The organism is Paenarthrobacter nitroguajacolicus (assembly GCF_029952445.1).
Taxonomy (GTDB): domain Bacteria; phylum Actinomycetota; class Actinomycetes; order Actinomycetales; family Micrococcaceae; genus Arthrobacter; species Arthrobacter nitroguajacolicus_B.
The window spans coordinates 108,079-133,792 of sequence record NZ_JAQPPK010000007.1; the positions used below are offsets into that span (position 1 = coordinate 108,079).

General features: G+C 63.3%; 25 protein-coding genes, 7 tRNA genes and 1 riboswitch. Of the genes, 21 read left to right on the forward strand and 11 right to left on the reverse strand.

Annotated features, from left to right (window positions below; translation table 11 throughout):
* Positions 1-46 precede the first annotated feature (46 nt).
* Positions 47-203, reverse strand: a riboswitch (FMN riboswitch).
* A 77-nt stretch (positions 204-280) separates the two neighbouring features.
* The 7 genes from rpe to PJL15_RS06755 all read right to left on the reverse strand — a co-directional run bounded on the left by rpe (position 281) and on the right by PJL15_RS06755 (position 5,428).
* Complete coding sequence (gene rpe / locus PJL15_RS06725) at positions 281-955, reverse strand: ribulose-phosphate 3-epimerase (RefSeq protein WP_281450414.1); 675 nt, start codon at positions 953-955, stop codon at positions 281-283.
* A 77-nt stretch (positions 956-1,032) separates the two neighbouring features.
* The gene (locus PJL15_RS06730) at positions 1,033-2,598 is read right to left on the reverse strand and encodes an RsmB/NOP family class I SAM-dependent RNA methyltransferase (protein ID WP_281450415.1); all 1,566 of its coding nucleotides are present in this window, start codon (positions 2,596-2,598) and stop codon (positions 1,033-1,035) included.
* Positions 2,595-3,515, reverse strand: coding sequence for a methionyl-tRNA formyltransferase (gene fmt, locus PJL15_RS06735; protein WP_281450416.1), 921 nt, complete (start codon positions 3,513-3,515; stop codon positions 2,595-2,597). The genes PJL15_RS06730 and fmt overlap by 4 nt, the downstream gene beginning before the upstream one ends.
* Entirely contained in the window at positions 3,512-4,084 is a 573-nt protein-coding gene (gene def, locus PJL15_RS06740) for a peptide deformylase (protein ID WP_281450417.1), read from the reverse strand. The genes fmt and def overlap by 4 nt, the downstream gene beginning before the upstream one ends.
* 50 nt (positions 4,085-4,134) lie before the next feature.
* Positions 4,135-5,037: a cytochrome gene (locus PJL15_RS06745; protein WP_281450418.1), complete on the reverse strand. Its 903-nt coding sequence runs from the start codon at positions 5,035-5,037 to the stop codon at positions 4,135-4,137.
* A 12-nt stretch (positions 5,038-5,049) separates the two neighbouring features.
* Positions 5,050-5,217, reverse strand: coding sequence for a hypothetical protein (locus tag PJL15_RS06750; RefSeq protein ID WP_281450419.1), 168 nt, complete (start codon positions 5,215-5,217; stop codon positions 5,050-5,052).
* Positions 5,218-5,353: 136 nt separating this feature from the next.
* Positions 5,354-5,428, reverse strand: a tRNA-Val gene (locus PJL15_RS06755).
* 249 nt (positions 5,429-5,677) lie between these two features.
* Between PJL15_RS06755 and PJL15_RS06760 the strand changes: the two genes are divergently transcribed.
* The 9 genes from PJL15_RS06760 to PJL15_RS06800 all read left to right on the forward strand — a co-directional run bounded on the left by PJL15_RS06760 (position 5,678) and on the right by PJL15_RS06800 (position 9,631).
* Positions 5,678-5,750 (forward strand) — tRNA-Gly (locus PJL15_RS06760).
* Positions 5,751-5,796: 46 nt separating this feature from the next.
* Positions 5,797-5,867, forward strand: a tRNA-Cys gene (locus PJL15_RS06765).
* Positions 5,868-5,905: 38 nt separating this feature from the next.
* Positions 5,906-5,980: transfer RNA gene (locus PJL15_RS06770), tRNA-Val, on the forward strand.
* A gap of 56 nt (positions 5,981-6,036) precedes the next feature.
* Positions 6,037-6,109 (forward strand) — tRNA-Gly (locus PJL15_RS06775).
* A 24-nt stretch (positions 6,110-6,133) separates the two neighbouring features.
* Positions 6,134-6,208 (forward strand) — tRNA-Val (locus tag PJL15_RS06780).
* A gap of 56 nt (positions 6,209-6,264) precedes the next feature.
* Positions 6,265-6,340, forward strand: a tRNA-Gly gene (locus PJL15_RS06785).
* A gap of 176 nt (positions 6,341-6,516) precedes the next feature.
* The gene (locus tag PJL15_RS06790; RefSeq protein ID WP_281450420.1) at positions 6,517-7,971 is read left to right on the forward strand and encodes an amino acid permease; all 1,455 of its coding nucleotides are present in this window, start codon (positions 6,517-6,519) and stop codon (positions 7,969-7,971) included.
* Between the two features lie 94 nt (positions 7,972-8,065).
* Positions 8,066-8,299 (forward strand): antitoxin, encoded by a 234-nt coding sequence (locus PJL15_RS06795; RefSeq protein ID WP_281450421.1) that lies wholly within the window; start codon positions 8,066-8,068, stop codon positions 8,297-8,299.
* Between the two features lie 114 nt (positions 8,300-8,413).
* A complete protein-coding gene (locus PJL15_RS06800; RefSeq protein ID WP_281450422.1) occupies positions 8,414-9,631 on the forward strand; it encodes a benzoate/H(+) symporter BenE family transporter in 1,218 nt (405 codons plus the stop codon).
* Position 9,632: 1 nt separating this feature from the next.
* Here PJL15_RS06800 and zapE read toward each other — a convergent pair whose 3' ends face one another.
* Complete coding sequence (gene zapE, locus PJL15_RS06805; protein ID WP_281450474.1) at positions 9,633-10,673, reverse strand: cell division protein ZapE; 1,041 nt, start codon at positions 10,671-10,673, stop codon at positions 9,633-9,635.
* A 207-nt stretch (positions 10,674-10,880) separates the two neighbouring features.
* Between zapE and PJL15_RS06810 the strand changes: the two genes are divergently transcribed.
* The 3 genes from PJL15_RS06810 to ybaK are packed head-to-tail and all read left to right on the forward strand — an operon-like array spanning position 10,881 to position 12,823.
* Positions 10,881-11,807 carry a sulfurtransferase gene (locus PJL15_RS06810; RefSeq protein WP_281450423.1) on the forward strand — a complete coding sequence of 309 codons (927 nt, stop codon included), beginning with the start codon at positions 10,881-10,883 and terminating at the stop codon, positions 11,805-11,807.
* Between the two features lie 41 nt (positions 11,808-11,848).
* Positions 11,849-12,307 carry a SufE family protein gene (locus PJL15_RS06815; RefSeq protein WP_281450424.1) on the forward strand — a complete coding sequence of 153 codons (459 nt, stop codon included), beginning with the start codon at positions 11,849-11,851 and terminating at the stop codon, positions 12,305-12,307.
* Positions 12,308-12,325: 18 nt separating this feature from the next.
* Positions 12,326-12,823 (forward strand): Cys-tRNA(Pro) deacylase, encoded by a 498-nt coding sequence (gene ybaK, locus PJL15_RS06820; RefSeq protein WP_281450425.1) that lies wholly within the window; start codon positions 12,326-12,328, stop codon positions 12,821-12,823.
* Between the two features lie 2 nt (positions 12,824-12,825).
* Here ybaK and PJL15_RS06825 read toward each other — a convergent pair whose 3' ends face one another.
* Complete coding sequence (locus tag PJL15_RS06825; RefSeq protein ID WP_281450426.1) at positions 12,826-14,106, reverse strand: alpha/beta hydrolase family protein; 1,281 nt, start codon at positions 14,104-14,106, stop codon at positions 12,826-12,828.
* Positions 14,107-14,227: 121 nt separating this feature from the next.
* Here PJL15_RS06825 and PJL15_RS06830 point away from each other — a divergent pair, with 121 nt between their 5' ends.
* From PJL15_RS06830 to PJL15_RS06870, 9 genes are all read left to right on the forward strand, one after another.
* Positions 14,228-14,719 carry a hypothetical protein gene (locus PJL15_RS06830; RefSeq protein ID WP_281450427.1) on the forward strand — a complete coding sequence of 164 codons (492 nt, stop codon included), beginning with the start codon at positions 14,228-14,230 and terminating at the stop codon, positions 14,717-14,719.
* A gap of 14 nt (positions 14,720-14,733) precedes the next feature.
* Positions 14,734-15,174 (forward strand): peptide-methionine (R)-S-oxide reductase MsrB, encoded by a 441-nt coding sequence (gene msrB / locus PJL15_RS06835; RefSeq protein WP_281450428.1) that lies wholly within the window; start codon positions 14,734-14,736, stop codon positions 15,172-15,174.
* Positions 15,175-15,328: 154 nt separating this feature from the next.
* Positions 15,329-16,696, forward strand: coding sequence for a DUF6421 family protein (locus PJL15_RS06840; protein WP_281450429.1), 1,368 nt, complete (start codon positions 15,329-15,331; stop codon positions 16,694-16,696).
* Complete coding sequence (locus tag PJL15_RS06845; RefSeq protein WP_281450430.1) at positions 16,696-17,421, forward strand: SDR family oxidoreductase; 726 nt, start codon at positions 16,696-16,698, stop codon at positions 17,419-17,421. Before PJL15_RS06840 ends, PJL15_RS06845 begins: the two co-directional genes overlap by 1 nt.
* 10 nt (positions 17,422-17,431) lie before the next feature.
* Positions 17,432-18,538: a threonine aldolase family protein gene (locus PJL15_RS06850; RefSeq protein ID WP_432443803.1), complete on the forward strand. Its 1,107-nt coding sequence runs from the start codon at positions 17,432-17,434 to the stop codon at positions 18,536-18,538.
* Positions 18,539-18,609: 71 nt separating this feature from the next.
* The gene (locus PJL15_RS06855; RefSeq protein ID WP_281450431.1) at positions 18,610-19,266 is read left to right on the forward strand and encodes a DUF3000 domain-containing protein; all 657 of its coding nucleotides are present in this window, start codon (positions 18,610-18,612) and stop codon (positions 19,264-19,266) included.
* Positions 19,267-19,346: 80 nt separating this feature from the next.
* The gene (locus PJL15_RS06860; protein ID WP_281450432.1) at positions 19,347-20,708 is read left to right on the forward strand and encodes an HRDC domain-containing protein; all 1,362 of its coding nucleotides are present in this window, start codon (positions 19,347-19,349) and stop codon (positions 20,706-20,708) included.
* A gap of 189 nt (positions 20,709-20,897) precedes the next feature.
* On the forward strand, positions 20,898-22,178 hold the full coding sequence (locus PJL15_RS06865; RefSeq protein WP_281450433.1) for a thiolase family protein: 1,281 nt from the start codon (positions 20,898-20,900) through the stop codon (positions 22,176-22,178).
* Positions 22,175-24,319, forward strand: coding sequence for a 3-hydroxyacyl-CoA dehydrogenase NAD-binding domain-containing protein (locus PJL15_RS06870; RefSeq protein ID WP_281450434.1), 2,145 nt, complete (start codon positions 22,175-22,177; stop codon positions 24,317-24,319). Before PJL15_RS06865 ends, PJL15_RS06870 begins: the two co-directional genes overlap by 4 nt.
* A 128-nt stretch (positions 24,320-24,447) precedes the next feature.
* On the opposite strand, the gene PJL15_RS06875 is transcribed toward PJL15_RS06870, so the two are convergent.
* Both PJL15_RS06875 and PJL15_RS06880 read right to left on the reverse strand, forming a co-directional pair.
* Complete coding sequence (locus PJL15_RS06875; protein WP_281450435.1) at positions 24,448-25,425, reverse strand: aldo/keto reductase; 978 nt, start codon at positions 25,423-25,425, stop codon at positions 24,448-24,450.
* A gap of 54 nt (positions 25,426-25,479) precedes the next feature.
* Complete coding sequence (locus tag PJL15_RS06880) at positions 25,480-25,704, reverse strand: hypothetical protein (protein WP_189016205.1); 225 nt, start codon at positions 25,702-25,704, stop codon at positions 25,480-25,482.
* Between the last annotated feature and the right edge of the window lie 10 nt (positions 25,705-25,714).

Consider the following 25,714-nt stretch of genomic DNA (forward strand, 5'->3'; position numbering starts at 1 on the left):
ACAGCGCAATGCCGGGCGTCCCTGAAGGAACGCCCACGGCATGACTGTACGTGCTTCTCCCATCCAGACTTTAACTGTCGGTACCGGAATTCCACCGGTTCAACCGTCTGCCATCGACATCCGGACTGCTCAGGACATCAATGGCTCGCGGGTCGCGGACTATAACCGCCGGTTCGGACTTACACCGACCCCGGAGCACGTATGTGTGTTGTTATTGTGCCATAACTACGGCCATGGCCAGGCTATTCCCGGCCATCTTCGTAACATCTGCTGACGACCGTCAGGCCTTTGCTGTAATCGCGGACTGGCCTGCGGCGCGCAGGCGGTCGATCGCGGCGGCCGGGTCCTCATGCCCGTAGACAGCCGAGCCCGCAACGAAGACGTTGGCACCGGCCTCCGCTGCCCGGACAATGGTCTCCTCCGTGATACCGCCGTCCACCTGGATGGCCACGGAAATGCCTGAACCCTCGATCGCGGCACGCGCACGACGGATTTTGGGCAAGGTAATGTCCAGGAACGACTGCCCGCCGAAGCCTGGTTCCACCGTCATGATCAGGAGCATGTCCAGCTCGCTGAGCATGTCCAGGTAGGGCTCCACCGGCGTGGCGGGCCTCAAGGCCATACCCGCCTTGGAGCCACGCGCGCGCAGTTCACGCGCCAGCTTGACCGGCGCCATGGCGGCCTCGGCATGGAAGGTAACAGAGGCGAGGCCGGCGTCCGCATAGGCAGGTGCCCAGCGGTCGGCGTCGGAAATCATCAAATGGGCGTCCAGCGGAACCGGGCTGACCGCCTGTATCCGCTGTACCACCGGCAGTCCGAGCGTCAGGTTGGGCACGAAATGGTTGTCCATGACATCGACGTGGACAGCATCGGCGTTGCTGATCCGCTGCAACTCCGCCTCAAGGTTGACGAAGTCCGCAGACAGGATGCTCGGGTTGATACAGCACTGAGACAAGGCAGCCCCTTTGGGTCGGTATGGATCGTGGGCGACGGCAGCGAAAGGACGCTCCCGCTGCAACCAGGTAGTTGCGGCTACGGCTTTTTGCGGATGATGGCCATGAACATGGCATCGGTCTGGTGGATGTGGGGCCACAGCTGGGCAGTGAGCTCATGTCCCGCGCCCAGATTGCCGGTGAGGCTGACATGGTCAAGGGCTTGTCCGGAGTCCAGCAACTCCAGGTCCTCACGCTTGGCCAGGACGTCGCCAACGACGGCGGTTGTTTCAGCCGGGTGCGGCGAACACGTCACGTAGGCTACGACGCCGCCGGGCTTGACGGCGTCGATGGCCGACTTCAGGAGATCCCGCTGGAGCGGTCCAAGGTCGCCGATGTCCTTTGGCGAGCGGCGCCATCGCGATTCGGGGCGCCTGCGAAGGGCTCCCAGGCCGCTGCAGGGAACATCCACCAGAACGCGGTCGAAGGACTCGCGGTGCTCGCTGCCCACCTCCCGGCCATCGCCGGTCCGTACTGTCCAGGCTTCACCGGGGACCGCCGAAAGAGCTTGCTGGACCAGCTTGGCCCGGTGCGGTGCCGGCTCGTTGGCAAGGAGGGTGGCTCCGTCGCGGTAAGCCAAGGCGGCCAGAAGCGCTGCCTTGCCGCCTGGCCCTGCGCAAAGGTCCAACCATTTCTCGCCTTCGGCGGGGCGCTCTCCGAGCTCAACGCCGGCCAATGCACGTGCCACAAGCTGGGATCCGACGTCCTGCACACGTGTTGTGCCGCGCCGCACCGATTCGAAGCGGCCAAGATCCCCGCCTGCGGAGAGGGCCGAACCTTCCACCAACTCCCCTGCGGTGGCGCCTTGGTCGAAGGCTTCGTCGAGGCTGCCCAATCCCGGCAAGGCCACAAGGTTCACCACTGGAGCGGCGTTGTCCGCCTCCAGGAGGGCGTCGATCTCGCTCTTGGGACGCCCGTGGTTCACCAACGACTGACGCAGGGCGCGGACAATCCATTCAGGGTGTGCGTGACGCAGTGCGGAGATTTTGGTCTCGTCGCTCTCCTGGTCCAGCAGGATTTCCAGCCACTGGTCCATGCTGTGGGCGGTGACCTTGCGGAGGACTGCGTTGATGAGTGCCGACGGGCCGGCCCCGATGACTGCCCGCGCCAAGCCAACCGTCTGGTCCAAGGCGGCATGGGCGGGAACGCGCATGGAAAGAAGCTGGTGCGCGCCGATCCGCAGGGCATCAAGGATGGCGGGGTCCAATTGCTCAAGGGGGCGGTCCACGCACCGGGCCAGGACGGCGTCATAGGTACCCTGCCCCCGCAAAGCCCCGTAACTCAACTCGGTGGCGAACCCGGCATCACGGCGGTCCAGGCGGTGCTCACGGATCCGTGCGGGAAGGACCAGATTGGCGTAGGCGTCCTCGGAAGCTACAGCCCGGAGCACCTCGAAGGCGACCAACCGGGCGGGGTCGGCACGGCGGGTACGCTGCGACGGAGCGTTGTTGGTAAAGCCCCGCTGGGGTCCCCTGTTCCGCTCCCTGCCCTGGGCGTTGCGTTGGCTTCCGCCGCCGGCGCCGCGATTGCCTTGCCCGCCGCGGTCCCGGCTCCCACCGTTTTGGCTCCCGCTGTTGTTGGGGCCTCGGCGGCCGGACTCGCTCATTCGAATACCACTCTCTCGGGTGCTGCCAAGCCGCGGGCCCAATCGGCCGACGACATCATCTTCTTGCCGGCCGGCTGGATCCGGCCCAGTTCAACTGCATGGGAGCCGGTTCCCACCAGGACGGATTTGCCATCCACGCGGATGGTTCCGGGCGCAAGGTCCTTGACCTCGGGCCTTAGTCCTACGGGTTCCAACTTGACCCGGTGTCCTTCCAATGTGGTCCATGCGCCGGGTTCGGGAGTAACTCCCCGGGCCTGCCGGTCAAGCGCCAGTGCGGGCTTTTGCCAGTCCAGGCGTCCGTCCTCAAGGGTGAGCTTCGGGGCCAGCGACACTTCTCCCGCCTGGGGTTGCGGTGAGGCTTGCCCGGCTTCGATGGCGGAGAGCGTCTGGCCGAGGAGCACTGCGCCACTGACCGAAAGCCGCTCCAGCAGGTCTCCGGCGGTGTCGTCCGGTCGGACACTTTCAGTCAGGGTTCCGAAAACCGGCCCGGTGTCCAGGCCCTCCTCCAACTGGAAGGTTACTGCGCCCGTAATGTCGTCGCCCGCCATGAGGGAGCGCTGAACGGGAGCCGCCCCGCGCCAGGCTGGCAGGAGGGAAAAATGGAGGTTGACCCAGCCGTGCGCTGGAATGTCCAAAGCGGGGCGGGGAACAATTCCCCCGTAGGCCACAATCGCGGCGACGTCGGGCGCGCATTCTGCGATCCGCGCGGTGGTGTCGGCGTCCACCTTTGCCGCCCGGATGATGTCTATCCCCAACTCTTCCGCCCGTGCCGCCACCGGCGAGGGTGTCATGACGCGTTTGCGTCCCAAGGGGGCATCCGGCCGGGTCAGGACGGCAACGACGTCGAAGCCGGCCTTAACCAGGGCGTCCAACGACGGCACCGCGACGGCAGGGGTCCCCGCAAAAAGCACCCTCACTCGGGAACTCCGAAGCTGCCGCCGCCGAAGCTTGAGCCCACGGTGTTGGCGCGCTTGGATGTGGTCTGTTCTGTGATGGCGTGATAGTTGGCATTGCGGATGGCACGCAGGGCAGCTTTGCGGTCTTCGCCTTCCAGCCTGTCGGTGTAGAGGACTCCGTCAAGGTGGTCCGTCTCGTGCTGGAAGCAGCGGGCGAGCATTCCTTCAGCCTCTACTGAAACAGGGTTGCCGTTCAGATCCACGCCCGTTGCCCGTGTGGCCCGGTAGCGGCGCACGGGGAAACCAAGGCCGGGAATCGAGAGGCAGCCCTCTACTTCGTCCGGCTGGAAGTCTTCGCTGTTCTCGAGGACCGGGTTGATAATGTGGCCCTCCACTCCCCCGATGCGGTACGTGAAGACGCGTTGGCTGACCCCTACCTGTGGAGCAGCCAGGCCTGCGCCATCAACATCTTCCATGGTTTCGGTCATGTCAGCTACCAGCTTGGCGAGCTCCGGACCGAAGTCGGTGACGGGGTCGGCCACGGTGCGCAGCACCGGATCCCCGATGATTCGGATACTCAAAATTGCCATGCGTTGCCTGTCCTCACGATCGTCAAACCCTGGCCCGTGTGTTGCCGGGCCTAAGCCAGTTTAGTTGAGGTCATGGCACTGCCGCTGTCCGCTGGTACTGAACCAGCTGCAGCAAACACCGGCGGAGCAACCGGCAGCAATGCTTGCCCGGCAGCGGTCACGTCAGCCGACATTTCCCACACCCTGCGAAGGGCGCAGAACTTCCACCAGTGGTGCTTCAGGATTTCCGGATTCGCCCGCATGGGCCGCACCTCTGTCTCCCCAATGGCAACAGCAAGCAACATGGGATTGTCTCCGTACCGCCAAGGTTCCCATTCACCGGACACCGGATCCACCAGGCTCTCTTCGGCCTTCATCCCGGCCGTAAGTTGCATAACGACTTTGTCGTCGAGGGCTTTTACCGTTCCATCGCGCGTGGTTCCCTTGGTCTTGTAGTCGATGAGGCAAATACGCCCATTGATCCTGGCTACCAGGTCCAGCGTTCCGGCGTAGCCCACGGTCTTGTTCCAGACAGTGATTTCCGGTGCCAGCGGCTCCACGCGGTACAGCTCCCACCATTCATCGAACCGGGCGGCAAAGGCCTGCTCACCGTTGGCAGCGAGTTCCTCCCTGTATTCCTGCATGCGGTGCGGCCGGCCCAACGCCCGCAAAGCGACCTGCTCGCAATAGGTATGCACACGGTCACCGCGGGCGGCCGCGGCGTCCCGGTAGGTTTCGGCCGACTTGGACGCTTTATTAATCGCCTGCCGCACTTTGGCCGGACTTCCGAGGATCGCCGGGAGCTCGGGATCGGCGGCCAGGCTGCTTGCGCCCATGTAGCTGAACCATCCATCCAAGGAGTGGGCCTGTTGTCCGATCACCGTAGTGATTGAGGGCACGGAGAATTCCTCGGTGGTGGAACGGGCGTACATCCGGCCGTATTCAGTTGCGTGGGCAAGCAGTGGAGCAGTCATATAAAGACTGTGTCATAGAGGGCCGACAGAATTCTCCGGCGGGAAGATCATTGCGAGCTGCTCCGGGGCCAGCCGTGCCAGTTTTCCGGCGAGGATCGGAGCGGAAAGAGCCAGCTCTCCCAAATATCCGGAAGGGTCGTGGGAAATCCTGGGCCGCTCTGTTTCTTCTTCTCCGCGCATGTAGGGAATGTGCTTCGTGGAAGCGATTCGTGACGCAGGAAGGGCCGGCCATTCACGGGGGCCATTCACGGACGCCGTTCAAAGACATGAAAAACCCCGCCCGAACTGACCAAGTCAGTCCAAGCGGGGTTCCCGGTGGTGGGCGATACTGGGTTCGAACCAGTGACCTCTTCGGTGTGAACGAAGCGCGCTACCACTGCGCCAATCGCCCGGGTGCATAGAAAACACTAACGGACCCCGGCCGGATTGCAAAACGGGCGGACGGCTCCCCGCAAGCAATGAACTACAGCGGTGGAATTACAGGGGTGAAACTCCCCCCAAACCGCGTAAACACAAGGATCCGGGGGTCACGACATGCAAAAGCAAGCAACCGATTTGGAGAATGCAGGAACCTCCTATAGAGTTTTTACTCGTCGGAAAGCGACGGAATGCCTACAGGGTTGCCCGTCGGAACCGCACTGCGGACGTAGCTCAGCTGGTAGAGCACCACCTTGCCAAGGTGGATGTCGCGAGTTCGAATCTCGTCGTCCGCTCGCAAGGCACTGTCAAGGCAAGAATTCCCCGGAATCCTGCTTACACGGTGGGTTGGCCGAGAGGCGAGGCAGCGGCCTGCAAAGCCGTATACACGGGTTCGAATCCCGTACCCACCTCGGTGAAAACCATGTCTTCCAGCTATTGCTGGATGCATGGGCGATTGGCGCAGCGGTAGCGCGCTTCCCTGACACGGAAGAGGTCACTGGTTCGATCCCAGTATCGCCCACCAGAACAAGGCAACTTGTTTGTTGTTGAATTCCAGAGTCACTCTGGCAGGCAACATGTGCGGACGTAGCTCAGCTGGTAGAGCACCACCTTGCCAAGGTGGATGTCGCGAGTTCGAATCTCGTCGTCCGCTCTCCTCATTGCAGGACCCGGCAACGGGCGATTGGCGCAGCGGTAGCGCGCTTCCCTGACACGGAAGAGGTCACTGGTTCGATCCCAGTATCGCCCACCAGAACAAGGCAACTTGTTTGTTGTTGAATTCCAGAGTCATTCTGGCAGGCAACATGTGCGGACGTAGCTCAGCTGGTAGAGCACCACCTTGCCAAGGTGGATGTCGCGAGTTCGAATCTCGTCGTCCGCTCCAAAGAAAAAGCAGCTCCCAGGAGCTGCTTTTTTTATGCCCTCATTTCCCTGTGACCCAATTCATCACCAGAAGTAACTGATACCGCTCAGAAGAAGTCGCTTTATCTAATGTGATTACCCTCGCATAATGTACTGCGAGCTCATCACCGTTCCACGCCAACCGGCAGGAGTACCCCCATGAATCCACAGACGGCTTCCAATTCCGTCCTGAGGCGCAAGCCCATCGACGACATCGAGGAGGAAAGCAAGCACAGCGGACTTTTCAAAAGTCTTGGCCTTTGGCAACTGACGGCCATCGGCGTCGGCGGAATTATCGGCGTCGGCATCTTTTCGCTGGCCGGCCTTGTGGCCCACGGCAGCGAAGGCAACCCGGGCGTTGGCCCGGCCGTGCTCTTTTCCTTCCTGATCGCAGGCCTCGCCTCCGGTGCCGCGGCATTGTCCTACGCCGAATTTGCCGGCATGATCCCCCGCGCCGGATCGGCCTACACCTACGGCTACGTGGCGCTGGGAGAGATCATCGGCTGGTTCATCGGCTGGGACCTGCTGCTTGAGTACATCGCCATCGTGGCCGTTGTGGCCATCGGCATCTCCGGCTACTTCGACGCCTTCCTGTCCGGGATTGGCATCCACATGCCTACCTGGATGACCTCCACCGCCGACGAGGGCAAGGGCGGGATCATCAATCTTCCGGCAATCCTGGTCTGCCTCCTGGTGACCTGGATCCTGAGCCGGGGAACCAAGGCGTTCGGCCGGTTCGAACTGGTGGCGGTGGCCATCAAGGTCATCCTGATCCTGTTCATCATCGGGCTCGGGATCTTCTACGTGAACACGGAGAACTACAACCCGTTCATGCCCAGCGGCTTTGGCCCCGTAGTGGCCGGCGCCGCTACCGTCTTCTTCGCAGTCTTCGGCTACGACGCCATGAGTACGGCAGCGGAGGAAGCCAAGGACGGCAAGAAGCACATGCCCAAGGCCATCATCCTGTCGCTGATCATCGCCATGTTGCTCTACGTCGCCGCCACGCTGGTCCTGACCGGCATGCAGAACTACAAGGACATCAACCCGACCGCCGGCTTCGCTTCGGCCTTCTCCGGGGTCGGCCTGCCGGTGATCGCTACCATCATCTCGGTCTTCGCGGTGCTGTCCATCCTGACCGTCATGCTCACCTTCCTGCTCGGCGTCACCCGCGTTTGGTTCTCCATGAGCCGCGACGGACTGCTGCCCGGCTGGTTTGCCAAGACCGACCGGCACGGCACTCCCCAGCGCGTCACCTGGATTGCCGGTATCGCCTCAGCATTCTTGGCAGGGGTCTTCCCCATCAAGGAAGTCGCGGACCTGACCAACATCGGAATCCTGGCAGCCTTCGTCGTCGTCTGTGTTTCGGTGATTGTCTTCCGGTACACCAAACCGAACGCACCCCGCACTTTCCGCCTTCCGCTCATGCCAGTGGTCCCCGCGTTCGGTGTACTGGCATCGGCATTCCTGATGTTCCAGCTCCACATTGAAACGTGGATTCGGTTCTTTGCCTGGCTCATCATCGGCCTGGTGATCTATTTCGCCTACGGCCGCAGGCACTCCCTGATGAACCCGGACAGTCCACGGCACAAGGTACCCAGCGAACCCTTGGCATAGTTATCCACAGCTCGCGTTGGAGCCCTTGGCACCTCAAGGAACTGGTGTTAGGGTCGGACGCGGAGGAGCGACCTGGCTCCGCGATGGAAGGGAGGTGCCCGTGGGTTTAATTGACGACCTGAAGGGCAAGGCTCAGGGTCTCATTCAAGGCAACGAAGAAGCCATTCAGAATGGCATCGAAAAGGCCGGAGACTTCGTCGACGAAAAGACAGGCGGCAAGTTCGCAGGTCAGGTTGACGCAGTGCAGAACGCCGCTTCCGACTTCGTGGCCAAGAACGATGGTGAGCCCCAGCAGGCTCCCGTCACGGATGAGCCGACGCAGCCGTAGCTGCCTGAGCCGCCGTACCAGATACGTCAAGGGGGCACCGGTCCCGCCGAGAGGCGCCACCGGTGCCCTTGGCGTTTAACGGCTGTCGTCCGCAGGTCAGGTACTTTGGTTGGTATGCCTTCCGCCACCTCGCCAACCACCAGCAGCCGCGCCACGAAGGAGACACTCAGCCCCCAAATCACTGCCGGCGTTGTCACTGCGCTGGTGGGATTCACGTCCTCATTCGCCGTTGTGCTGGCGGGACTCCAGGCCGTGGGCGCCGATCAGCGGCAAGCAGCCAGCGGACTGCTGGCACTGACCCTCACGTTTGGCCTGGGCATCTTGTGGTTGTCCTGGCGGAGCAAAATGCCCGTGACGCTCGCGTGGTCCACTCCCGGTGCGGCGCTCCTCGCCACCGCAGGAATGGTCGACGGCGGGTGGCCCGCCGCAGTGGGAGCCTTCCTGATCGTCGGGGTGCTTATTGTCCTCACGGGGTTGCTTCCATTGCTCGGGAAGTTGATGGCCAGGATCCCCACTGCCTTGGCACAGGCAATGCTCGCCGGCGTCCTGCTCCCCTTGTGCCTCGCGCCTTTCAAGTCACTGGGTTCAGCACCTCTGTTGGTGGCACCTGTGGTCCTGTGCTGGATCGTACTGATGAAATTCGCCCCGCGTTGGTCCGTTCCGGCGTCCCTGCTGGTGGCATTGGCGGTGATTGGAATCCACATACTTTCTTCCGGCGTCCAGCTCCCCGGCGAGAACCTCCTGCCGCGCCTTGAATGGACCACGCCGACGTTCTCCGTGGAAGCTGCCATCGGGTTGGCCCTGCCCTTGTTCATCGTCACCATGGCGTCCCAGAACATACCGGGCGTGGCTGTCCTGAAGTCCTTCGGGTACACCACCCCGTGGCGGCCGTCCATGCTGGTCACCGGGGCAGGAACAATCGCCGGCGCTCCGTTTGGCGGCCACGCGATCAACCTGGCAGCGCTGAGCGCAGCACTTGCCGCAGGCGAGGAAGCGGGCAAGGACCACGGTCGTCGCTGGATAGCCGCCTTCGTCTCCGGTTTGGCGTATCTGGTTCTGGCAGCAGCATCGGCAGCCTTGGTCACCGTTGTGGCGGCAGCGCCTCCGGGGCTCCTGGAGGCCGTGGCGGGACTTGCACTGTTGGGTACGTTGGCGTCCTCGATCTCCTCGGCCCTTGCCGTGGCAGAAGAGCGGATACCGGCCTGCATAACATTCCTGCTGGCAGCCTCAGGGATTGCCTTCGCCGGGGTTGGAGCCGCTTTCTGGGCTTTGGCCGGCGGATTACTGGTCCGCTGGATTTTGAAGAGCCGCGAACCCCTCAAGTCGTCCTGACTCAGGCAGGCTCGTGGTTCTGCGCTTCGCGGGCCAGTGCGGTCAGGCGTGAAACGGCACGGAAGTACTTCTTCATGTAGCCTCCGGTCATCATCTCTTCGGTGAAGAGCTGGTCGAAGGGAACACCGCTGGCAAGAATGGGCACATCCTTGTCGTAGAGCCTGTCGGCCAACACCACGAAGCGGAGCGCGACGGCCTGCTCCGTAATGGTTTCGACGTCGCTCCACACCACGGCTTCGACGCCGGAAATGAGCTGGCGGTACCGGCTGGGGTGCACTGCGGCTAGGTGGTTGACCAAGGTACGGAAATCGTCCACAGCCACGGTTTTGCCGTCGAACTCGGTCCGCATCCTGTGCTTGAGCTCTTCAGTCTTCAGCGGCGCGGGCGCGGCCGGCAGGCCACGGTGGCGGAAGTCCTCGCCGTCGATCCTGACGACGTCGAACTGGTCCGCGAGGACCTGGATTTCCCGCTGGAAGTCGACGGCGGCGAAGCGGCCTTCGCCCAGTGAACCGGGCAGGGTGTTGGAGGTGGCAGCAAGCTTCACACCGGCGTCGGCAAGTTCGCGCATGAGGCGGGACATCAGCACGGTGTCACCTGGATCATCGAGTTCGAACTCGTCGATGCACACCAGCTTGTAGTTGCTCAGCGCTTCCACGGTTTTGCGGAACGACAACGCACCCACCAGGTTGGTGTACTCAACGAACGTTCCAAAGGCCTTGGGGCCGGGAGACCTGTGCCACAGCGATGCCAGGAGGTGGGTCTTGCCCACGCCGAAGCCGCCGTCGAGATAAATGCCGGCCCTCGTGGCGGGTGCCTTCTTGGCGAACAACTTCTTGAAGAGTCCCGCGCCATCGCCGTTGCCCACGCCATCAGCGAATTGCGACAGGAGCTTCACGGCGTTGGCCTGGCTTGGCTGTGAAGGGTCTGGCCGGTAGCTGTCGAACGACACCTCTCCGAATCGGGGAGACGGGTAGAAACCCTTGAGGAGTTCCTCCACGGAGACTGCCGGTGTGCGGGCAGCCAGTTGTTCGATCTTTACCACGGTGGTCCGTTCCTTCGGCATTGGGTCCCCAGCAAGAATACCGGCAACGGACGCCACGGTAGCTGACACGTGACCAAGCCCATGTTTCACCGTGTGACCACCGGGAAGCAATCCATCCGGCCCGTGGTTAGTGTTGAAGCAGGCCGGGCCCGCACCTGCACCACCTTCGGTCGGCCTGGCTCCGTCCGTTGTCAGTGAAAGGCCATCATGTCCTACCCCGTTGAACAGAACGAAAAGTTCGCCTCTTACGCGAACCCTGAACGTCTCGTCTCCACCGAGTGGCTCGCGGCAGCAATTGCCGATGGCGCCGTAGCCGACGGCAAATTGGTGCTGGTCGAGTCCGATGAAGACGTCCTCCTGTACGAAACCGGACACATTCCGGGCGCCGTCAAGATCGATTGGCACACCGACCTGAACGATGAGATCACCCGCGACTACGTCGATGGCGCAGCATTTGCGGCACTCGCCGCCTCCAAGGGCATCTCCCGGGACAGCACCGTGGTGATCTACGGCGACAAGTCCAACTGGTGGGCCGCCTACGCACTGTGGGTCTTTACGTTGTTCGGCCACCAGGACGTCCGTCTCCTCGATGGTGGCCGGGACAAGTGGATCGCCGAAGGCCGCGAGCTGACCACCGAGGTTTCCCGGCCCGCTTCCGGCGAGTACCCGGAGGTCGAGCGCAACGATGCCCCTATCCGGGCGTTCAAGGAAGATGTCCTTGCCCACTTGGGCAACCCCTTGATCGACGTCCGCTCCCCCGAGGAATACACCGGCCAGCGCACCCACATGCCCGCGTACCCCGAAGAAGGCGCACTGCGTGGAGGCCACATCCCTACAGCCGCTTCGATTCCGTGGGCACGTGCGGCCGCCGAGGACGGAACCTACCGCAGCCGCGAAGAGCTCGAAGCCCTGTACTTGGGTGAAGCAGGCCTTGAAGCAGGCGACGACGTCGTAGCCTACTGCCGCATCGGCGAGCGTTCCAGCCACACCTGGTTCGCCTTGAAGTACCTGCTGGGCTTCGACACCGTCCGCAACTACGACGGTTCCTGGACCGAGTGGGGCAACGCGGTGCGTGTTCCCATCGTCAAGGGAGCCGAACGCGGTTCCGTTCCTTCGGCACTGGTCCGCAACTAATACCGGGCTGTTCAGCGTTATTTGTGCGTAAGCTGGAAGAGATGAGTACGAACACCTTGCCTACCGCCCTGGCGGAAATCGTTGACGACTTCCAGGCGTTGACCGAACCTGACCGACTCCAACTCCTGCTGGAGTTCTCCAGGGGCCTACCGGAGCTTCCGGAGCGTTTGAAGGACCACCCGGAACTGCTGGAGCAGGTGGTCGAGTGCCAGTCGCCGCTGTTCCTGACGATTGAGTCAGAGAAGAACGACGACGGCCACCTCGCCTACCGGCTCTTCTTCAAAGCGCCGCCGGAAGCACCCACGACCCGGGGGTTCGCAGGGGTGCTGCACGAGGGTTTGGACGGTCTGACCGCAAAGGAGATCCTGGCGGTACCTGACGACATGCCTGAACTCCTGGGCCTGACCCGGGCCATCACGCCCCTGCGGATGCGGGGCATGACGGCAATGCTCGGACGTATCAAGCGAAAGGTCGCGGCGGCAAGCCGTTTGGAACACTGAAAGGTACTGCCACACGGTATGGCCAGGAAAATGGCTTCACAGGGAACGCCGGCTACTGCAGCACTCGCTGCGGCCGGCGTTCCCTTCGTGCTTCACCCCTATTCCCACGATCCTTCAGCGCCCAGCTATGGGCTGGAGGCGGCCGAGGTCCTGGGCGTCGACCCGGAACGCGTCTTCAAAACGCTGATGGTGGAGGTGGAGGGCAGATTGGCCGTTGCGATCGTCCCGGTGTCCGGAAACCTGGACCTGAAGGCCGCAGCTTCCGCCCTCGGGTCCAAGAAAGCGGCAATGGCCGATCCCAAGGCCGCTGAGCGTCGAACAGGCTATGTCCTGGGCGGAATTTCACCCCTGGGACAACGCCAAGCCTCCCCCACAGTCCTCGATGAATCGGCGTTGGCCTTTGGGACCATCCTGGTGTCCGGCGGCCGGCGCGGTCTGGACATCGAGCTTGCGCCGGCGGACCTGATCCGGCTGACCAAGGCAGTCACGGGACCCATCGGAACAGGAAGCAACTGAACCTAGCCGGTTGCGCCGGGCGGTACGGCACCATCTTCGGATTGTCCTGGATTCGTCCGGGGTGCCAGTTGGGTTTGAAGCCAGGATCGCACCAACCGCTCCCAGCGCTCCGGATCAACGTTCCACTCCTTGGTATGCCGGGCACCGTGGAACGGCTCGAACGTCACCATCTCGGGGTTTTTTTCGGCGAGGCTGGCCGATGGACCGAAGGGGACGTAGTCGTCATCAACGCTGTGGATCAGCAGCGTTGGCGTGCGCAACTCAATGGCGCGGCTCTCCCAGTCCATGGCTTTGAGGTCCACTGGCGCTGCGAGCCCGGTCAACCTCCGCCCCAAGGGATGGCCCAGCATGAGCTGTCCGTAGCGCCCCACAGCGTAGGGAATCCTGTTCATTTCCGCGTGGTGGGCCATGACATTGACCCAGTTGATCACCGGGGCGTCCAGAACCAAGGCCCTGATGACGTGCCGGTACTTGGAGAGGTCCGCGGTTTGAAGGCTGATGGCACCGCCCATCGACCAGCCGAAAAGCACAACCTCCCGCGCCCCGTGCTCCAGCGCATAGCTTATGGCTGCCTCGACGTCCCGCCATTCAGTTGAGCCCAGGCCGTAGCGGCCGTCCAGGGCCGACGGTGCCAAGCCATCGTTGCGGTAGGAGATCAACAAGCTGTCCAGGCCCAGATCACGTGCTGTACGGAGGGCCCGGAGTCCTTCAAGGCGGGTCGCTCCGCGGCCGTGCACCATGATCGCCCATATCGGAGCTGGAGTTGATGCGTCGGCGCGGATCAACCACGCAGGTGCCTTCCCGCCGTCGACGTCTATGTCAATGTCGTCGGCCGCCAGGCCAATCGCGGCCGGATCCGGATAAGTTGCCCCACTCCACCACGCCCGGCGGGCTTCGGAAAGGTCACCGCTGTAGACCTCTTCGACCTCCCTGAGGACCGTCTGTTCCGCAGGTGAATAGGAGATGATCCGGCCTATCCGCGCATGTCCCTTGCCGCCGGAGAAGAAAAGGCTGAACACGCCGTCGATCGTCGAGTCGGGGGTGGCAGCCAGGATGACCTGAAGGCCGTTGTCTCCCTTGATGACGGCCAGGACTTCCTGGTCCTGGTGGCGCGCGGCCGGTGTGATCACCCGGCGGGCAAAGTAGACGGCGAGCGCCGAGGAACCGGCTCCGAGAAGGCCCGCAATCGTGCCGCCCGCGAGAAAGCCTGCAATGGCCCACTTGGTGCGGGGGGTCAGTTTTTTCCCGGCAGCGTCGCCCGCTGGCCTTGTCATCGATGCCATGCTTCCATTTTGCCGCGAGTCGGCGTGGCCCGGCGCAGGCGGGACCGCGCGGCGCCTGAGTGTGGCCGAATCGTGCCTCGAATGCCTGCGGTGAGCCGTTCCCCGGGTCTACGCTGTAGCCATGAGTGATCCCATAGTCATCCTGACTGAAGAGCCCCTTGGCCCCGACGACCGCGTCAACATCGCCAAATTGATCGACGGCGGTGATGCGCCGTTGGTCCTGTTGGTCCCCTCCAACACAGAACGCCACCTCTTGGTGGATTTCCTGGAGAACCTTTCGTTGCTTGATGTGGCGAAGGCGTTCCGGGAATTGACGGCGCAATCTCCGGATCCCGCGGTGGAGCGTGCAGAGGCTGCGGAGACCTTGTCTACCTCGTTGGCGGCCTTGGATGGCTTGGGTAGCAGCGTCACCGGAGAAATCGTCGACGGCGGTGCCGTGGCCGGCTTGGTGGCCAAGGTACGTCAGATGGATGCTGCACAGGCGGTGGTCATTACGCGGCCCCATGCCATTGCTGACACTTTCCATACGGACTGGGCCAACAAGGCCCAGGATCAGCTGGGACTTCCGGTGCTGCATCTCTATGCCGGTTCGGGATTTATCGGCGACTCGTGAGCGTTGCATAAGACATGAACACTCCTGAAAACATCAGCAAGACATCTTCTGTGCCCGTTGAGAAGAGCGATGCCCAGTGGCGCGAGGAGTTGACCCCTGAGGAATTCCGGGTCCTGAGGCAGGCCGGGACTGAGCGTCCCTATACGGGCGAGTACTGGGACACCCACACGGAGGGCGTGTACCAATGCCGGGCCTGTGGCAGCCAGTTGTTCACCAGCAAGGAGAAGTTCGACTCCCACTGTGGTTGGCCGTCGTTCTGGGCTCCCTTAGCCGAAGGCACGGTCAGGTACCTCCACGACCGCACTATGGGCATGGACCGTGTTGAAGTCCGCTGCGCCAATTGTGATTCGCACTTGGGACACGTTTTTGAAGGCGAAGGCTACGGCACTCCAACGGATCAGCGGTTCTGCATCAACTCGATTTCCCTCCGCCTGGTGGCCCCGGACGAGAGTTAGCCTCCTCCGTAGCCCCCGGGCTGGATCTAAAGGTCCAAGTTCGGGGGCTATGAGCAAGAGTTTCTTATGCTCAGCTCAATCTTGGATTAGCGATACTTTTTGCTTGCTACGCTCGGCCCAGAAGCAAGAACAACTTCGGAAAGGGCCGAGCACCATGACCACCATCGCAACCGCCACCCTCCCGCGTGTCACCGCCGACAACGCCGAATGGGTAGCCCTCAAAGCCGCTGCCACATCCCTGCAGGGATACCAGGAGCAGGACGGATCCATCGCCGATCCCGCCGTCCACGGTGACGCAGCAGTGCTGGTAACCACCATCACGAACGCCATCACGGCCCTGGCCCCCAGCTTTGAGCACGACGCCGAGTACCTCTCGCTCCTGGTGGAAGACTTCAAGCGCTGGGCCGAGGACGGCTTCGGCGTGCCGGACTTCCTCGATTCCCTTCAGGCGTTCCAGCCGCAGAAGCAGCGCATCGACGGCCTCCAGCATCTGGTGGTCTTCCCCATGTACACCCAGAACGGCAGCACCAACCGACTGGTCGAGGCCGTGCTGATCGAGGTCATCTGGCCGGAGTTCATCGGCGGCCTGGAAGCCGGCGAGTACTCCAACAAGCTCTTCGTCCCTATCCGGTTCGTTGACTTCACCCCCGGCTACGACACCAACTCCGCCGTTCTCTTCCCTGAGACCGTGGCTGTCCGCGAGACGCCTACGTTCACCTGGGGCGCCATCTTTGCTGACCGTGAAGCCGCCCGCTTCCGCCGGGTCCTCAAGGCTGCCGCAGAAACCACCTCCCTTGAACTGCCTGAGGACGCCGCGCAGCTGATCGAGGACCAGGAGCTTACGCAGCGTACGTTCGTCATGTGGGACCTGATCCACGACCGCACCCACATGCGGGGCGACCTTCCGTTCGATCCGTTCATGATCAAGCAGCGGATGCCGTTCTTCCTCTACTCCCTTGAAGAGCTGCGCTGCGACCTCACGGCATTTCGCGAATCAGTCCTGATCGAGAAGGACGAGAACGCCGATCCCGACGCACGCAAGCACGCCAAGCTCGTTCAGTACGCGGTGATTTTCGACCGGATCTTCCGCTTCGCCATCACCGGAAACCGCGTCCGCAACTACGACGGCCTGGGTGGACAGCTCCTGTTCGCCTGGATGCACCAGCACCACGTGCTCCACTGGACGGACAGCAAGCTCTCAATTGACTGGGACGACGCCGCCGCCGTCGTGGTTGAACTGGGTGCCAAAATCGAGGAACTATACTGGCGTTCCATTGATCGTCCCAAGGCTGCGCACTGGCTGGCCGCCTATGAGCTGATCTCAAGCACCGTGACTCCGCACCCGGCTTCGGTTTGGGCAAAGGGTCCGGACGCCCTGCCTTTGGACGGCGCTCCCCGCGGGCTCACCGACCAGGTGCTGGACGATGAGTTCCCGCTGTCCATGTTCTACGAAGCCCTGGAGAAGAAGATGCGTCCCGTTATCGAATCCACCACCGGCATCACAGGCGCCACGGCGGCCTGATGTCCCCACTGACAGTCTTGGTAACGGGCGGCAGCAGCGCATCCGGCGTGGCTGCCGCCCGGGCCTTGTCCATCGCCGGCCACCGGGTCCTGACAGTTGGTTCCGACCAGTCCCGGATCGAGGCGGCGGCACGCGAAGCAGGCGACGCCGTGACCGCCCTCGTATGCGACCTCGGCAGCCTGGAATCTGTCCGTGGGCTGGCAACTGTGATCTCGGACCGCGGCTTCGGGGGCATCGACGCAGTGATCCACCTCGTCGGTGGTTGGCGCGGGGCCAAGGGCATTGAGGACCAAACGGACCAGGACTGGGAGGTCTTGGAACGCGGCGCCATTACTACGCTACGCAACGTTTCCAGGGTCTTCTACAGCCAACTCGAAGCATCCCCGTATGGCCGGTTCGCCATGGTGTCCTCAACCGCCGTCGCCAGCCCTACAGCCGCAGCTGCCAGTTACGCCGCGGCGAAGGCTGCAGCGGAGGCGTGGACGCTGGCGGTGGCCGACGGCTTCCGGCGCGCGCAAACCGTCGACGGCGACTCCAGCGGACAACACAGCGCAGCTGTCGTTTTCGTGGTTAAGGCGCTCGTGGACGAAAGCATGAGGCGTGCCCACCCCGAACGGCGGTTCCCCGGCCACACTGACGTCGAAGAACTGGCCGCTGCCGCCGTCGGACTTTTCGATCAACCAGCCTCCATCCTGAACGGCCAGCGGATCCTGCTGGCGAAATAGACTTGAAAGCGTGAATGAACAAGTGACGAGCACAACAGAGGCATCGCCCAGCACGGGCAACATTTCCGAAGCCGGCCAGCTGCACGACCCCACGGTCCGGGGCTTTGCCTCAGACAATTACTCGGGCGTGCACCCGGAGATCCTCACCGCTTTGGCCGCTGCCAACGGCGGACACCAGGTGTCCTACGGCGAGGACGTGTACACGGCAAGGCTGCAGGCAGTCCTGGAGCAGCAGTTCGGCCAGGGCATCGAGACCTTCCCCGTCTTCAACGGCACCGGCGCCAACGTCCTGTCGTTGCAATCGCTGCTGCCCCGCTGGGGAGCAGTGATCTGCGCTTCCACCGCGCACATCAACATGGATGAGAACGGAGCACCGGAACGCGTTGGCGGGATCAAGCTCCTGCAGGTACCCACCGAGGACGGAAAACTGACCCCCGAACTCATCGACCGGGAAGCATGGGGCTGGGGCGACGAACACCGGGCACAACCCCTGGTTGTCTCCATCACGCAGACAACGGAACTCGGTACCTGCTACACGCCCGAAGAAGTACGCGCCATTGCAGACCACGCCCACTCCAAGGGCATGAAGCTGCATATGGACGGCGCCCGGCTGGCCAACGCAGCAGCCCACCTTGACGTACCCCTGCGCGCCTTTACCCGCGATGCCGGCGTGGACATACTCTCCTTCGGCGGGACCAAGAACGGACTCCTCTTTGGTGAAGTCGTAGTGGCCCTCAACCCTGAAGCCGCGGACGGCCTCAAATTCCTGCGCAAGATGAACATGCAGCTGGCTTCCAAAATGCGCTTCATCTCCGCCCAGTTCATTGCCTTGCTCGAGGACGGGCTGTGGCTGCGTTCGGCAGCTCACGCCAACGCCATGGCAGCGCGCCTGCGAACCGCCGTCGAAGGTATCGACGGCGTCGAGCCCACCCAGGCGACACAGTCCAACGGCGTGTTCGCCATCCTTCCGGAAGGGGCCGCGGACCGGCTGAGGAAGTCCTTCGCTTTCTACGACTGGGACGCAGCCCGACGCGAAGTCCGGTGGATGTGCTCCTTTGATACCACCGAAGAAGATATCGACACGTTCGTCGCGGCAATCAAGCGGGAGCTGGCGTAACGCCGATACCCCTGCCATCCGGGGCGGCGAGCCTGCACAGGATCGCCGCCCCGGACGCATAATCTGCGAGTGTGAACGCCCTCGCACAAGTTCCCCCGGACTTTCTCTTCGCCTTGGGAACGCTACGAAAAGCACAATGCCGCAGCGAATTGCGGCTTGACGAAATCCCCGCCCCCGCACGTTTGGCCCCCTATGCAGTGGCCCTTGGCGCCGAAGTCTTCAGCCCCACCGCTGCCACCCGCCAGGTCCCCGTCCATGGGCCCGCAGCCAAGGCCTTTGCCAAGAGCCAAAGCAGCAGTCCATCCAGCGAGGAAGAGGACGAACTGGCCACCGGCCGATTCATCCTCCTTTACGACCCCGAGGGATCGGCGGTGTGGGAAGGCGAGTTCAGGATCGTCACCTACATCCGGGCCCAAATGGACGCCGAAATGGGCAATGACTCAATGCTCGGATCGGTAGCCTGGACATGGCTCGTCGAAGCCCTCGAACACCGCTCGGCCCCGTACCGGGCCGCAGGTGGGACGGCTACGAGGATTCTCTCCGAAAGCTTCGGCACGTTGGCCGAGCGGCCCGACACCATCGACATAGAGCTTCGCGCTTCCTGGACACCTGCCAGCTCCAACGTCCAATCCCATCTGGAAGCCTGGTCAGACATGGTGTGCACTTTCGCCGGCCTGCCTCCCCTGCCCCCTGGGGTTACCGGCTTGCCCAACAGGAGGCTCAATTGAACAACAAACAGGCGATGGCAACAGCACCCCGGAATGCAAAAACGCCCCGTTGCGGTACGAATCGGTAAGCTTAAGCCACCATGACCCCTGAAAACCTGGAAAACACCACAGCCGGCGATCCGGTTGCTGATCCCACCACCCATATCAAGGTTGACGGCTTTGACAGCCACGTCCCTGAAGTGATTGATCTCGATACCCCACGCGAAGGGGTACCCCTTGTAATCGACACTCCGGCCGGACTTGAACGATGCGCAGCCGCCATCGCCGCCGGTACAGGACCCGCAGGAGTCGACGCAGAGCGCGCTTCAGGATTCCGCTACGGCCAGCGGGCTTTCCTGGTGCAGATCCGACGCGAAGGCGCCGGAACCTGGCTGATCGACCCCGAACCGTTCGACAACCTGGACATCGTCAACGACGCCCTCCGCGGCGTCGAATGGATCCTGCACGCCGCGACGCAGGATTTGCCGTGCCTCTCGGAGCTCGGCATGTGGCCTGACAAACTCTTCGACACCGAACTGGCCGCCAGGCTGGCCGGGCTCCCCCGCGTCGGCCTCGCCGCCGTCATTGAGCAGCTGCTTGGTTTCGGCCTCGCCAAGGAACATTCCGCCGCCGACTGGTCAACGCGTCCGCTGCCCGAACCCTGGCTGCGCTACGCAGCACTCGACGTCGAGGTACTTGCCGAGCTGCGCGAGGAACTCATTGAGTTGCTGGAAGCGGACGGCAAGTTGGAGTACGCCGAACAGGAATTTGCCGGCATCCTCGCCGCCGGCATTCCGGCCCCCAGGGTCGACCCGTGGCGCAAGACCTCCGGCCTCCACCAGATCCGCGACCGCCGCCAGTTGGCTGCCGTTCGGGAACTGTGGCAGGAACGGGATCAGCTGGCACGCAAACGCGACGTCGCGCCGGGCCGGCTCATTCCCGATTCAGCCCTCGTGGCGGCCGCCAAGGCCATGCCAACCACCGTCCCGCAGCTTCTTGCCACCAAGGGATTCCACGGAAGGTCCGCCCAGCGCGAAGCTCCCCGCTGGCTGCGCTGCATCACGACCGCCAGGACCATGACGGACCTGCCGCCCCTGCACCTGCCCACAAACGCCCCACCACCTCCCCGGGTATGGGCGGACCGGGACCCGGAGGCTGCTGCGCGCCTGGCCACGGCACGGCCTGCCCTTCAGGCCAAGGCGGACGAACTCAACCTCCCCGTAGAGAATCTCCTCACCCCGGACTACCTGCGCCGGGTTGCCTGGCGGCCGCCGACGGAGGTTTCGCTGGACTCCGTTTCGGCAGAACTTCGGGCACTCGGCGCCAGGGAATGGCAGATCTGGCTTGCCGCGCCGATACTGACCGAGGCCTGCCTGAACCCCAATCCGCTGCCGGCCAAGGAATCCAAAGACTCCAAGGCCTCCAAGCCCAGCGAAGGACAGCCATCCAAGGACTCTGACTGAGCCCGCTTTTACGAAGGCCCGCCGCCCGAACACGCGTTCGTGGTGGTGGGCCTTTTGCGTGCCGTTTCCCGAACACGCAGGAAAGCCATGGCCTTGCACGCTAAGTTACCCACGAGTAACATTGCAGTAATGCCAACCGCACGCCCGCCCCGCGGGACACGGTGCCATGTCTCAACGAGGAGTTAATACATGAGTCCATCACGCAGTGCCCAACGGATCGTTCGTGACGTCGTCTTCGTGGACGGCGTCCGCACACCCTTCGGCAAAGCAGGCGAAAAAGGCATTTACGCGGGAACCCGCGCCGATGACCTCGTAGTGAAATGCATCCGCGAACTCATGAGGCGCAATCCCTCCCTTCCCGCGGACCGGGTGGACGAGGTGGCCATTGCCGCTACAACGCAGACCGGCGACCAGGGCCTCACCATCGGCCGCACAGCGGCACTCCTGGCCGGCCTCCCCCGCTCCGTACCCGGGTTCGCCATCGACCGCATGTGCGCCGGTGCCATGACGGCAGTAACGACGACGGCGAGCGGCATCGGCTTTGGTGCTTACGACGTCGTCATCGCCGGCGGCGTGGAACACATGGGCAACCACCCCATGGGCGCAGGGGCCGACCCCAACCCCCGCTTCATGTCCGAGCGCCTGGTGGATCCTGCCGCCCTGAACATGGGCAACACCGCCGAGAACCTGCATGACCGGTTCCCCGCGATCACCAAGGACCGCACGGACGCCTATGCAGCCGCTTCCCAGGCCAAGCTGGCCGCGGCCTACACCCACGAGCAGATCCAGCGCGACCTCGTGCCGGTCGCCACCATGAAGCCGGGCCAGGGATGGGCCCTCCACACCACGGACGAGCCCCCACGTCCGGGCACCACCCTGGAGGACCTGGCCGAACTGCGCACTCCGTTCCGCGCACACGGCCGCGTCACCGCTGGCAACGCTGCCGGGTTGAATGACGGCGCCACCGCTGCCGTCCTGGCCTCGGCGGAGGCGGCAGAAGAACTTGGGCTGTCCGTCAAAATGCGCCTCGTGTCATACGCATTCGCCGGCGTCGAGCCCGAAGTCATGGGCATCGGCCCAGTCCCGGCCACCGAGAAAGCCCTGAAGAACGCCGGGCTCGGCATCGAGGACATTGGACTGTTCGAAATCAACGAGGCCTTCGCCGTCCAGGTACTTAGCTTCCTGGACCATTTCGGGATTGCCGACGACGATCCCCGGGTCAACCGCTACGGCGGGGCGATCGCCGTCGGACATCCCCTCGCTTCCTCCGGCGTCAGGCTGATGAACCAGCTCGCGCGGCAGTTCGAGGAAGACCCGTCCGTCCGCTACGGCATCACCACCATGTGCATCGGCCTGGGAATGGGCGCAACAGTCATCTGGGAAAACCCCCACCACGCAGACTACGCTTCCTCCCTCTCTGAGCCGGCCACCAACGCCACTACCGCCCCCACCGAAGGAGCCGCAGCATGAGCGCCGCAGAATTCCAGAAGCTCGCCGCACTGTTTCCCGATGAAGTCATCACGCACTCCTACGTCCAGGACATCCAGCTTCCCGGCGGCGTGGGTACCTTTGCCCTGATCACCCTGGACAACGGCCTGGACCACTCCAAGCCCACCACGCTTGGCCCCAACACGCTCGTGGAACTCGGCGGCGTCCTGGAGAACCTGAAGGACCGGGCTTCGCGTGGGGAAATCGTGGGTGTCGGAGTCACGGGCAAGCCGTATTTCCTCGTTGCGGGGGCCGACCTTTCCGCGGTGAAGAGCCTCAAGGAACGTGAGCACGGGCTTTGGATGGCCCAACTCGGCCACGCTGTCTACAGCACCCTGGCGGACCTCGGGGTACCCAGCTTCGCTTTCATCAACGGCCTTGCGCTTGGCGGCGGCCTGGAGATCGCCCTCCAGTCCACCTACAGGACCGTCTCCACGGGAGCCGGCGCCCTGGCGCTCCCTGAAGCCTTCATCGGCCTGGTCCCTGGCTGGGGCGGCGTCTACATCCTCCCCCGCTTGATCGGCCCGGAGAACGCGGTCAAGGTGATGATCGAGAACCCGCTCAGCAACAACCGGACACTCACCGGCCCGCAAGCGTACGAACTCGGAGTGGCCGATGCCATCTTCGAACCCGCAGACTTCGTGGAACAATCCCTGGCCTGGGCTGCACGGGTCATTGCAGGCGATGCCACCCCGGAGCGCAGGAACGCCGTTGACGCTGCAGATGACGCGGTGGCCACCCGCTGGGCAGCTGCCGTGGAGGCTGGCCGGGCCTTCGTTGAGGCAAAGACGTCCAACGCCTCGCCGGCGCCCGCCAAGGTGCTGGACGTCATGGAAGCCAACCGGACCATGACGCAGGCGAAGTCGGCAGAACTCGAATGCGAAACCCTTGCCGGTCTCATGCAGACCGACGAATTCCGATCCACTGTGTACGCCTTCCTGGATCTCGTGCAGAAGCGTTCCAAGCGCCCGGCCGGTGCGCCGGACCGCAAGCTGGCACGCCCGGTGACCAAGATAGGCGTAGTCGGCGCCGGGCTCATGGCCAGCCAGTTGGCACTGCTGTTCGCACGGCAGCTCAAGGTGCCCGTGGTCATGACGGACATCGACCAGGAACGCGTGGACAAGGGAGTGTCCTATGTCCACGCCGAAGTGGACAAGATGCTGGCGAAGAAACGGATCAAGCCCGACGCCGCCAACAGGACCAAAGCCCTGGTCACCGGTTCTGTGTCCAAGGCAGCGTTTGCAGACGCTGATTTCGTGATCGAGGCTGTCTTCGAAGAGCTTCACATCAAGAAGCAGGTCTTCGCCGAGGTGGAGGAAATCGTCTCCCCCGAGTGCATTCTGGCCACCAACACCTCGTCGCTGTCCGTTACGGCAATGGCGGAGGACTTGAAGCACCCCGAACGCCTGGTGGGCTTCCACTTCTTCAACCCAGTGGCCGTTATGCCCCTCCTTGAGATCGTCAAGGCGCCCAAGACCGACGACGCCGTCCTGGCCACCGCGTTCGAACTCGCCAAGGGCCTCAAGAAGACGGCGGTACTGGTCAAGGATGCGGCTGCCTTCGTGGTGAACCGCATCCTCCTGCGCCTCATGGGAGAGGTCATCGCAGCGTTCGACGAAGGAACTCCGGCGGAGGTTGCCGATACCGCTTTGCGTCCCATGGGCCTGCCTATGTCCCCGTTCACGCTCAGCGCGATGGTGGGCCTTCCGGTAGCCCAGCACGTTCGGGAGTCCTTGCACGCCGCATTCGGCGACCGCTTCCCTGTATCGCAAAACCTGCAGAAGCTGATCGACAACGGAGTGAAATCCCTGTGGGTCCCCGGCCCTGATGGAAAATCCGTCATCCCCGCCGAAACGCTCGCCATCATGTCCTTCGGGAACACACCCTCAACGGGTGGGGAAGTCCTGCGACGCACACAGGATGCCCTGGCTGAGGAAATCGGGCTCATGCTCGAAGAAGGCGTCGTGGCGGGGCCGGAGGACATCGATCTTTGCGTCATCATGGGCGCTGGGTGGCCGATGTTCCTGGGCGGTATCACGCCCTACCTTGACCGCGTGGGTGCCTCCGAACGGGTCAATGGCAAGCGGTTCCTGGCACCGGGCGTAGCCTCCGCACCAGCCTAGATCACACGCTCTCTCACATCCCGGCTGCCTAAACGGAACGCTCTCTCACTGACGTGAGAGAGCGTTCCGTTTCCAGGCCTGTCTTGTACGAGAGGGACGCATCAAAAGGGGCGGGGTATGAGCGGAAGCTAGAAAAGGGCCACCTTGGGCGACCTCGGGAAGATGTCGTCCAGCTCGTCACGGTCTTCCTGCGTAGGTACCCAGCAGACGGCTTCAGCGTTCTCGCGGATCTGTTCCGGCCGGGTTGCACCGGCGATAACGCTGCTGACGCCAGGCTGTGCCGCCAACCACGAGAAAGCCAACTGCAGCTCGCTGATGCCGCGTTCCTTGGCGAACTGGCCAAATCGTCCCAGCTGCTCCCAGTCGGCATCGTGCACAAGGTTGGTCCGTGTGTGGCTCAGTCTGGAACCTTCCGGCGCCTTGCCCGCGGAATATTTACCCGTGAGCAGGCCATTGGCAAGGGGGAAGTAGGGCAGCATCCCCAAGGAGAAGGCCTGCGCAGCGGGAAGGACTTCGAGCTCTGCACGGCGGTCCAGCAGGTTGTAGTGGTTCTGGGTCGAGATGAAGCGGGCACCGCCGGACTGCCGTCCAACGTACTCGGCCTCAGCAATCTGCCAGCCCGCAAAGTTGGAATGCCCGATGTACCGGACCTTGCCACTGGAGACCAGGTCATCCAAAGCAGCCAGGGTCTCCTCGATCGGGGTCCTGGCATCCGGGGTGTGGAACTGATAGAGGTCGATCCAGTCGGTGTCCAGACGGCGCAGGGATGCTTCGACGGCCTTCACGATGTACCGCCGTGAACCACGGGCATCAAAATCGTTGCCGTTCACCCCGCGCATGTCCATGCCGAACTTGGTGCCGATCACGACGTCGTCCCGATGACCCTTCAGCGCTTTGCCGAGCATCGTTTCGCTGAGTCCAGGCTCGCGCCCGTAAACATCAGCGACGTCGAAAAAGGTCACCCCGGCCTCGACGGCTGCGCGAACAACCGCGTCAGTGCCTTCCTGCGACTCCGTGGGCGTGTTGGCACGCCCCAGGTTGTTGCAGCCCAGCCCTACAGCTGAGACGGTCAGTCCGGAATGGCCAAGGCGTCGATATTCAGTCATGAAGTCAGCCTATCCCGCCCTTACGGGAAGATAGTCACCCCGGGCAACAAAACACTAGCCGCCAGCAGTGCCGTAGGAGATCCCCGATTCCTCCATGGCATCCTCAAGCTGGGCGATGGCAACCGGCCCCATGCCGTGGAGCTTGGAGACCTGCCCCTCGCCGTACTCGGCCAGCTGCTCCAGTGTCTCTATGCCCTGGTGGGCCAGTGCGCGCTTGGCGGGCGCCGCCAGGCCCTTGGGCAGAGGCGTATGTCCGGGCCAGTTGCTCTTGGACGACATGGGGATTCTC

Excerpts from the sequence above, each read along its gene's own strand:
- PJL15_RS06800 (WP_281450422.1), top strand. The coding sequence starts at position 8,414 with ATGCCTTCCGCCACCTCGCCAACCACCAGCAGCCGCGCCACGAAGGAG.
- PJL15_RS06730 (WP_281450415.1), bottom strand. The coding sequence starts at position 2,598 with ATGAGCGAGTCCGGCCGCCGAGGCCCCAACAACAGCGGGAGCCAAAAC.
- PJL15_RS06840 (WP_281450429.1), top strand. The coding sequence starts at position 15,329 with ATGACCACCATCGCAACCGCCACCCTCCCGCGTGTCACCGCCGACAAC.
- def (WP_281450417.1), bottom strand. The coding sequence starts at position 4,084 with ATGGCAATTTTGAGTATCCGAATCATCGGGGATCCGGTGCTGCGCACC.
- PJL15_RS06815 (WP_281450424.1), top strand. The coding sequence starts at position 11,849 with ATGAGTACGAACACCTTGCCTACCGCCCTGGCGGAAATCGTTGACGAC.
- PJL15_RS06810 (WP_281450423.1), top strand. The coding sequence starts at position 10,881 with ATGTCCTACCCCGTTGAACAGAACGAAAAGTTCGCCTCTTACGCGAAC.
- PJL15_RS06790 (WP_281450420.1), top strand. The coding sequence starts at position 6,517 with ATGAATCCACAGACGGCTTCCAATTCCGTCCTGAGGCGCAAGCCCATC.
- PJL15_RS06860 (WP_281450432.1), top strand. The coding sequence starts at position 19,347 with ATGACCCCTGAAAACCTGGAAAACACCACAGCCGGCGATCCGGTTGCT.
- PJL15_RS06845 (WP_281450430.1), top strand. The coding sequence starts at position 16,696 with ATGTCCCCACTGACAGTCTTGGTAACGGGCGGCAGCAGCGCATCCGGC.
- PJL15_RS06870 (WP_281450434.1), top strand. The coding sequence starts at position 22,175 with ATGAGCGCCGCAGAATTCCAGAAGCTCGCCGCACTGTTTCCCGATGAA.
- msrB (WP_281450428.1), top strand. The coding sequence starts at position 14,734 with ATGAACACTCCTGAAAACATCAGCAAGACATCTTCTGTGCCCGTTGAG.
- PJL15_RS06865 (WP_281450433.1), top strand. The coding sequence starts at position 20,898 with ATGAGTCCATCACGCAGTGCCCAACGGATCGTTCGTGACGTCGTCTTC.
- PJL15_RS06825 (WP_281450426.1), bottom strand. The coding sequence starts at position 14,106 with ATGGCATCGATGACAAGGCCAGCGGGCGACGCTGCCGGGAAAAAACTG.
- PJL15_RS06745 (WP_281450418.1), bottom strand. The coding sequence starts at position 5,037 with ATGACTGCTCCACTGCTTGCCCACGCAACTGAATACGGCCGGATGTAC.
- PJL15_RS06875 (WP_281450435.1), bottom strand. The coding sequence starts at position 25,425 with ATGACTGAATATCGACGCCTTGGCCATTCCGGACTGACCGTCTCAGCT.
- ybaK (WP_281450425.1), top strand. The coding sequence starts at position 12,326 with ATGGCCAGGAAAATGGCTTCACAGGGAACGCCGGCTACTGCAGCACTC.
- PJL15_RS06880 (WP_189016205.1), bottom strand. The coding sequence starts at position 25,704 with ATGTCGTCCAAGAGCAACTGGCCCGGACATACGCCTCTGCCCAAGGGC.
- PJL15_RS06830 (WP_281450427.1), top strand. The coding sequence starts at position 14,228 with ATGAGTGATCCCATAGTCATCCTGACTGAAGAGCCCCTTGGCCCCGAC.
- PJL15_RS06750 (WP_281450419.1), bottom strand. The coding sequence starts at position 5,217 with ATGCGCGGAGAAGAAGAAACAGAGCGGCCCAGGATTTCCCACGACCCT.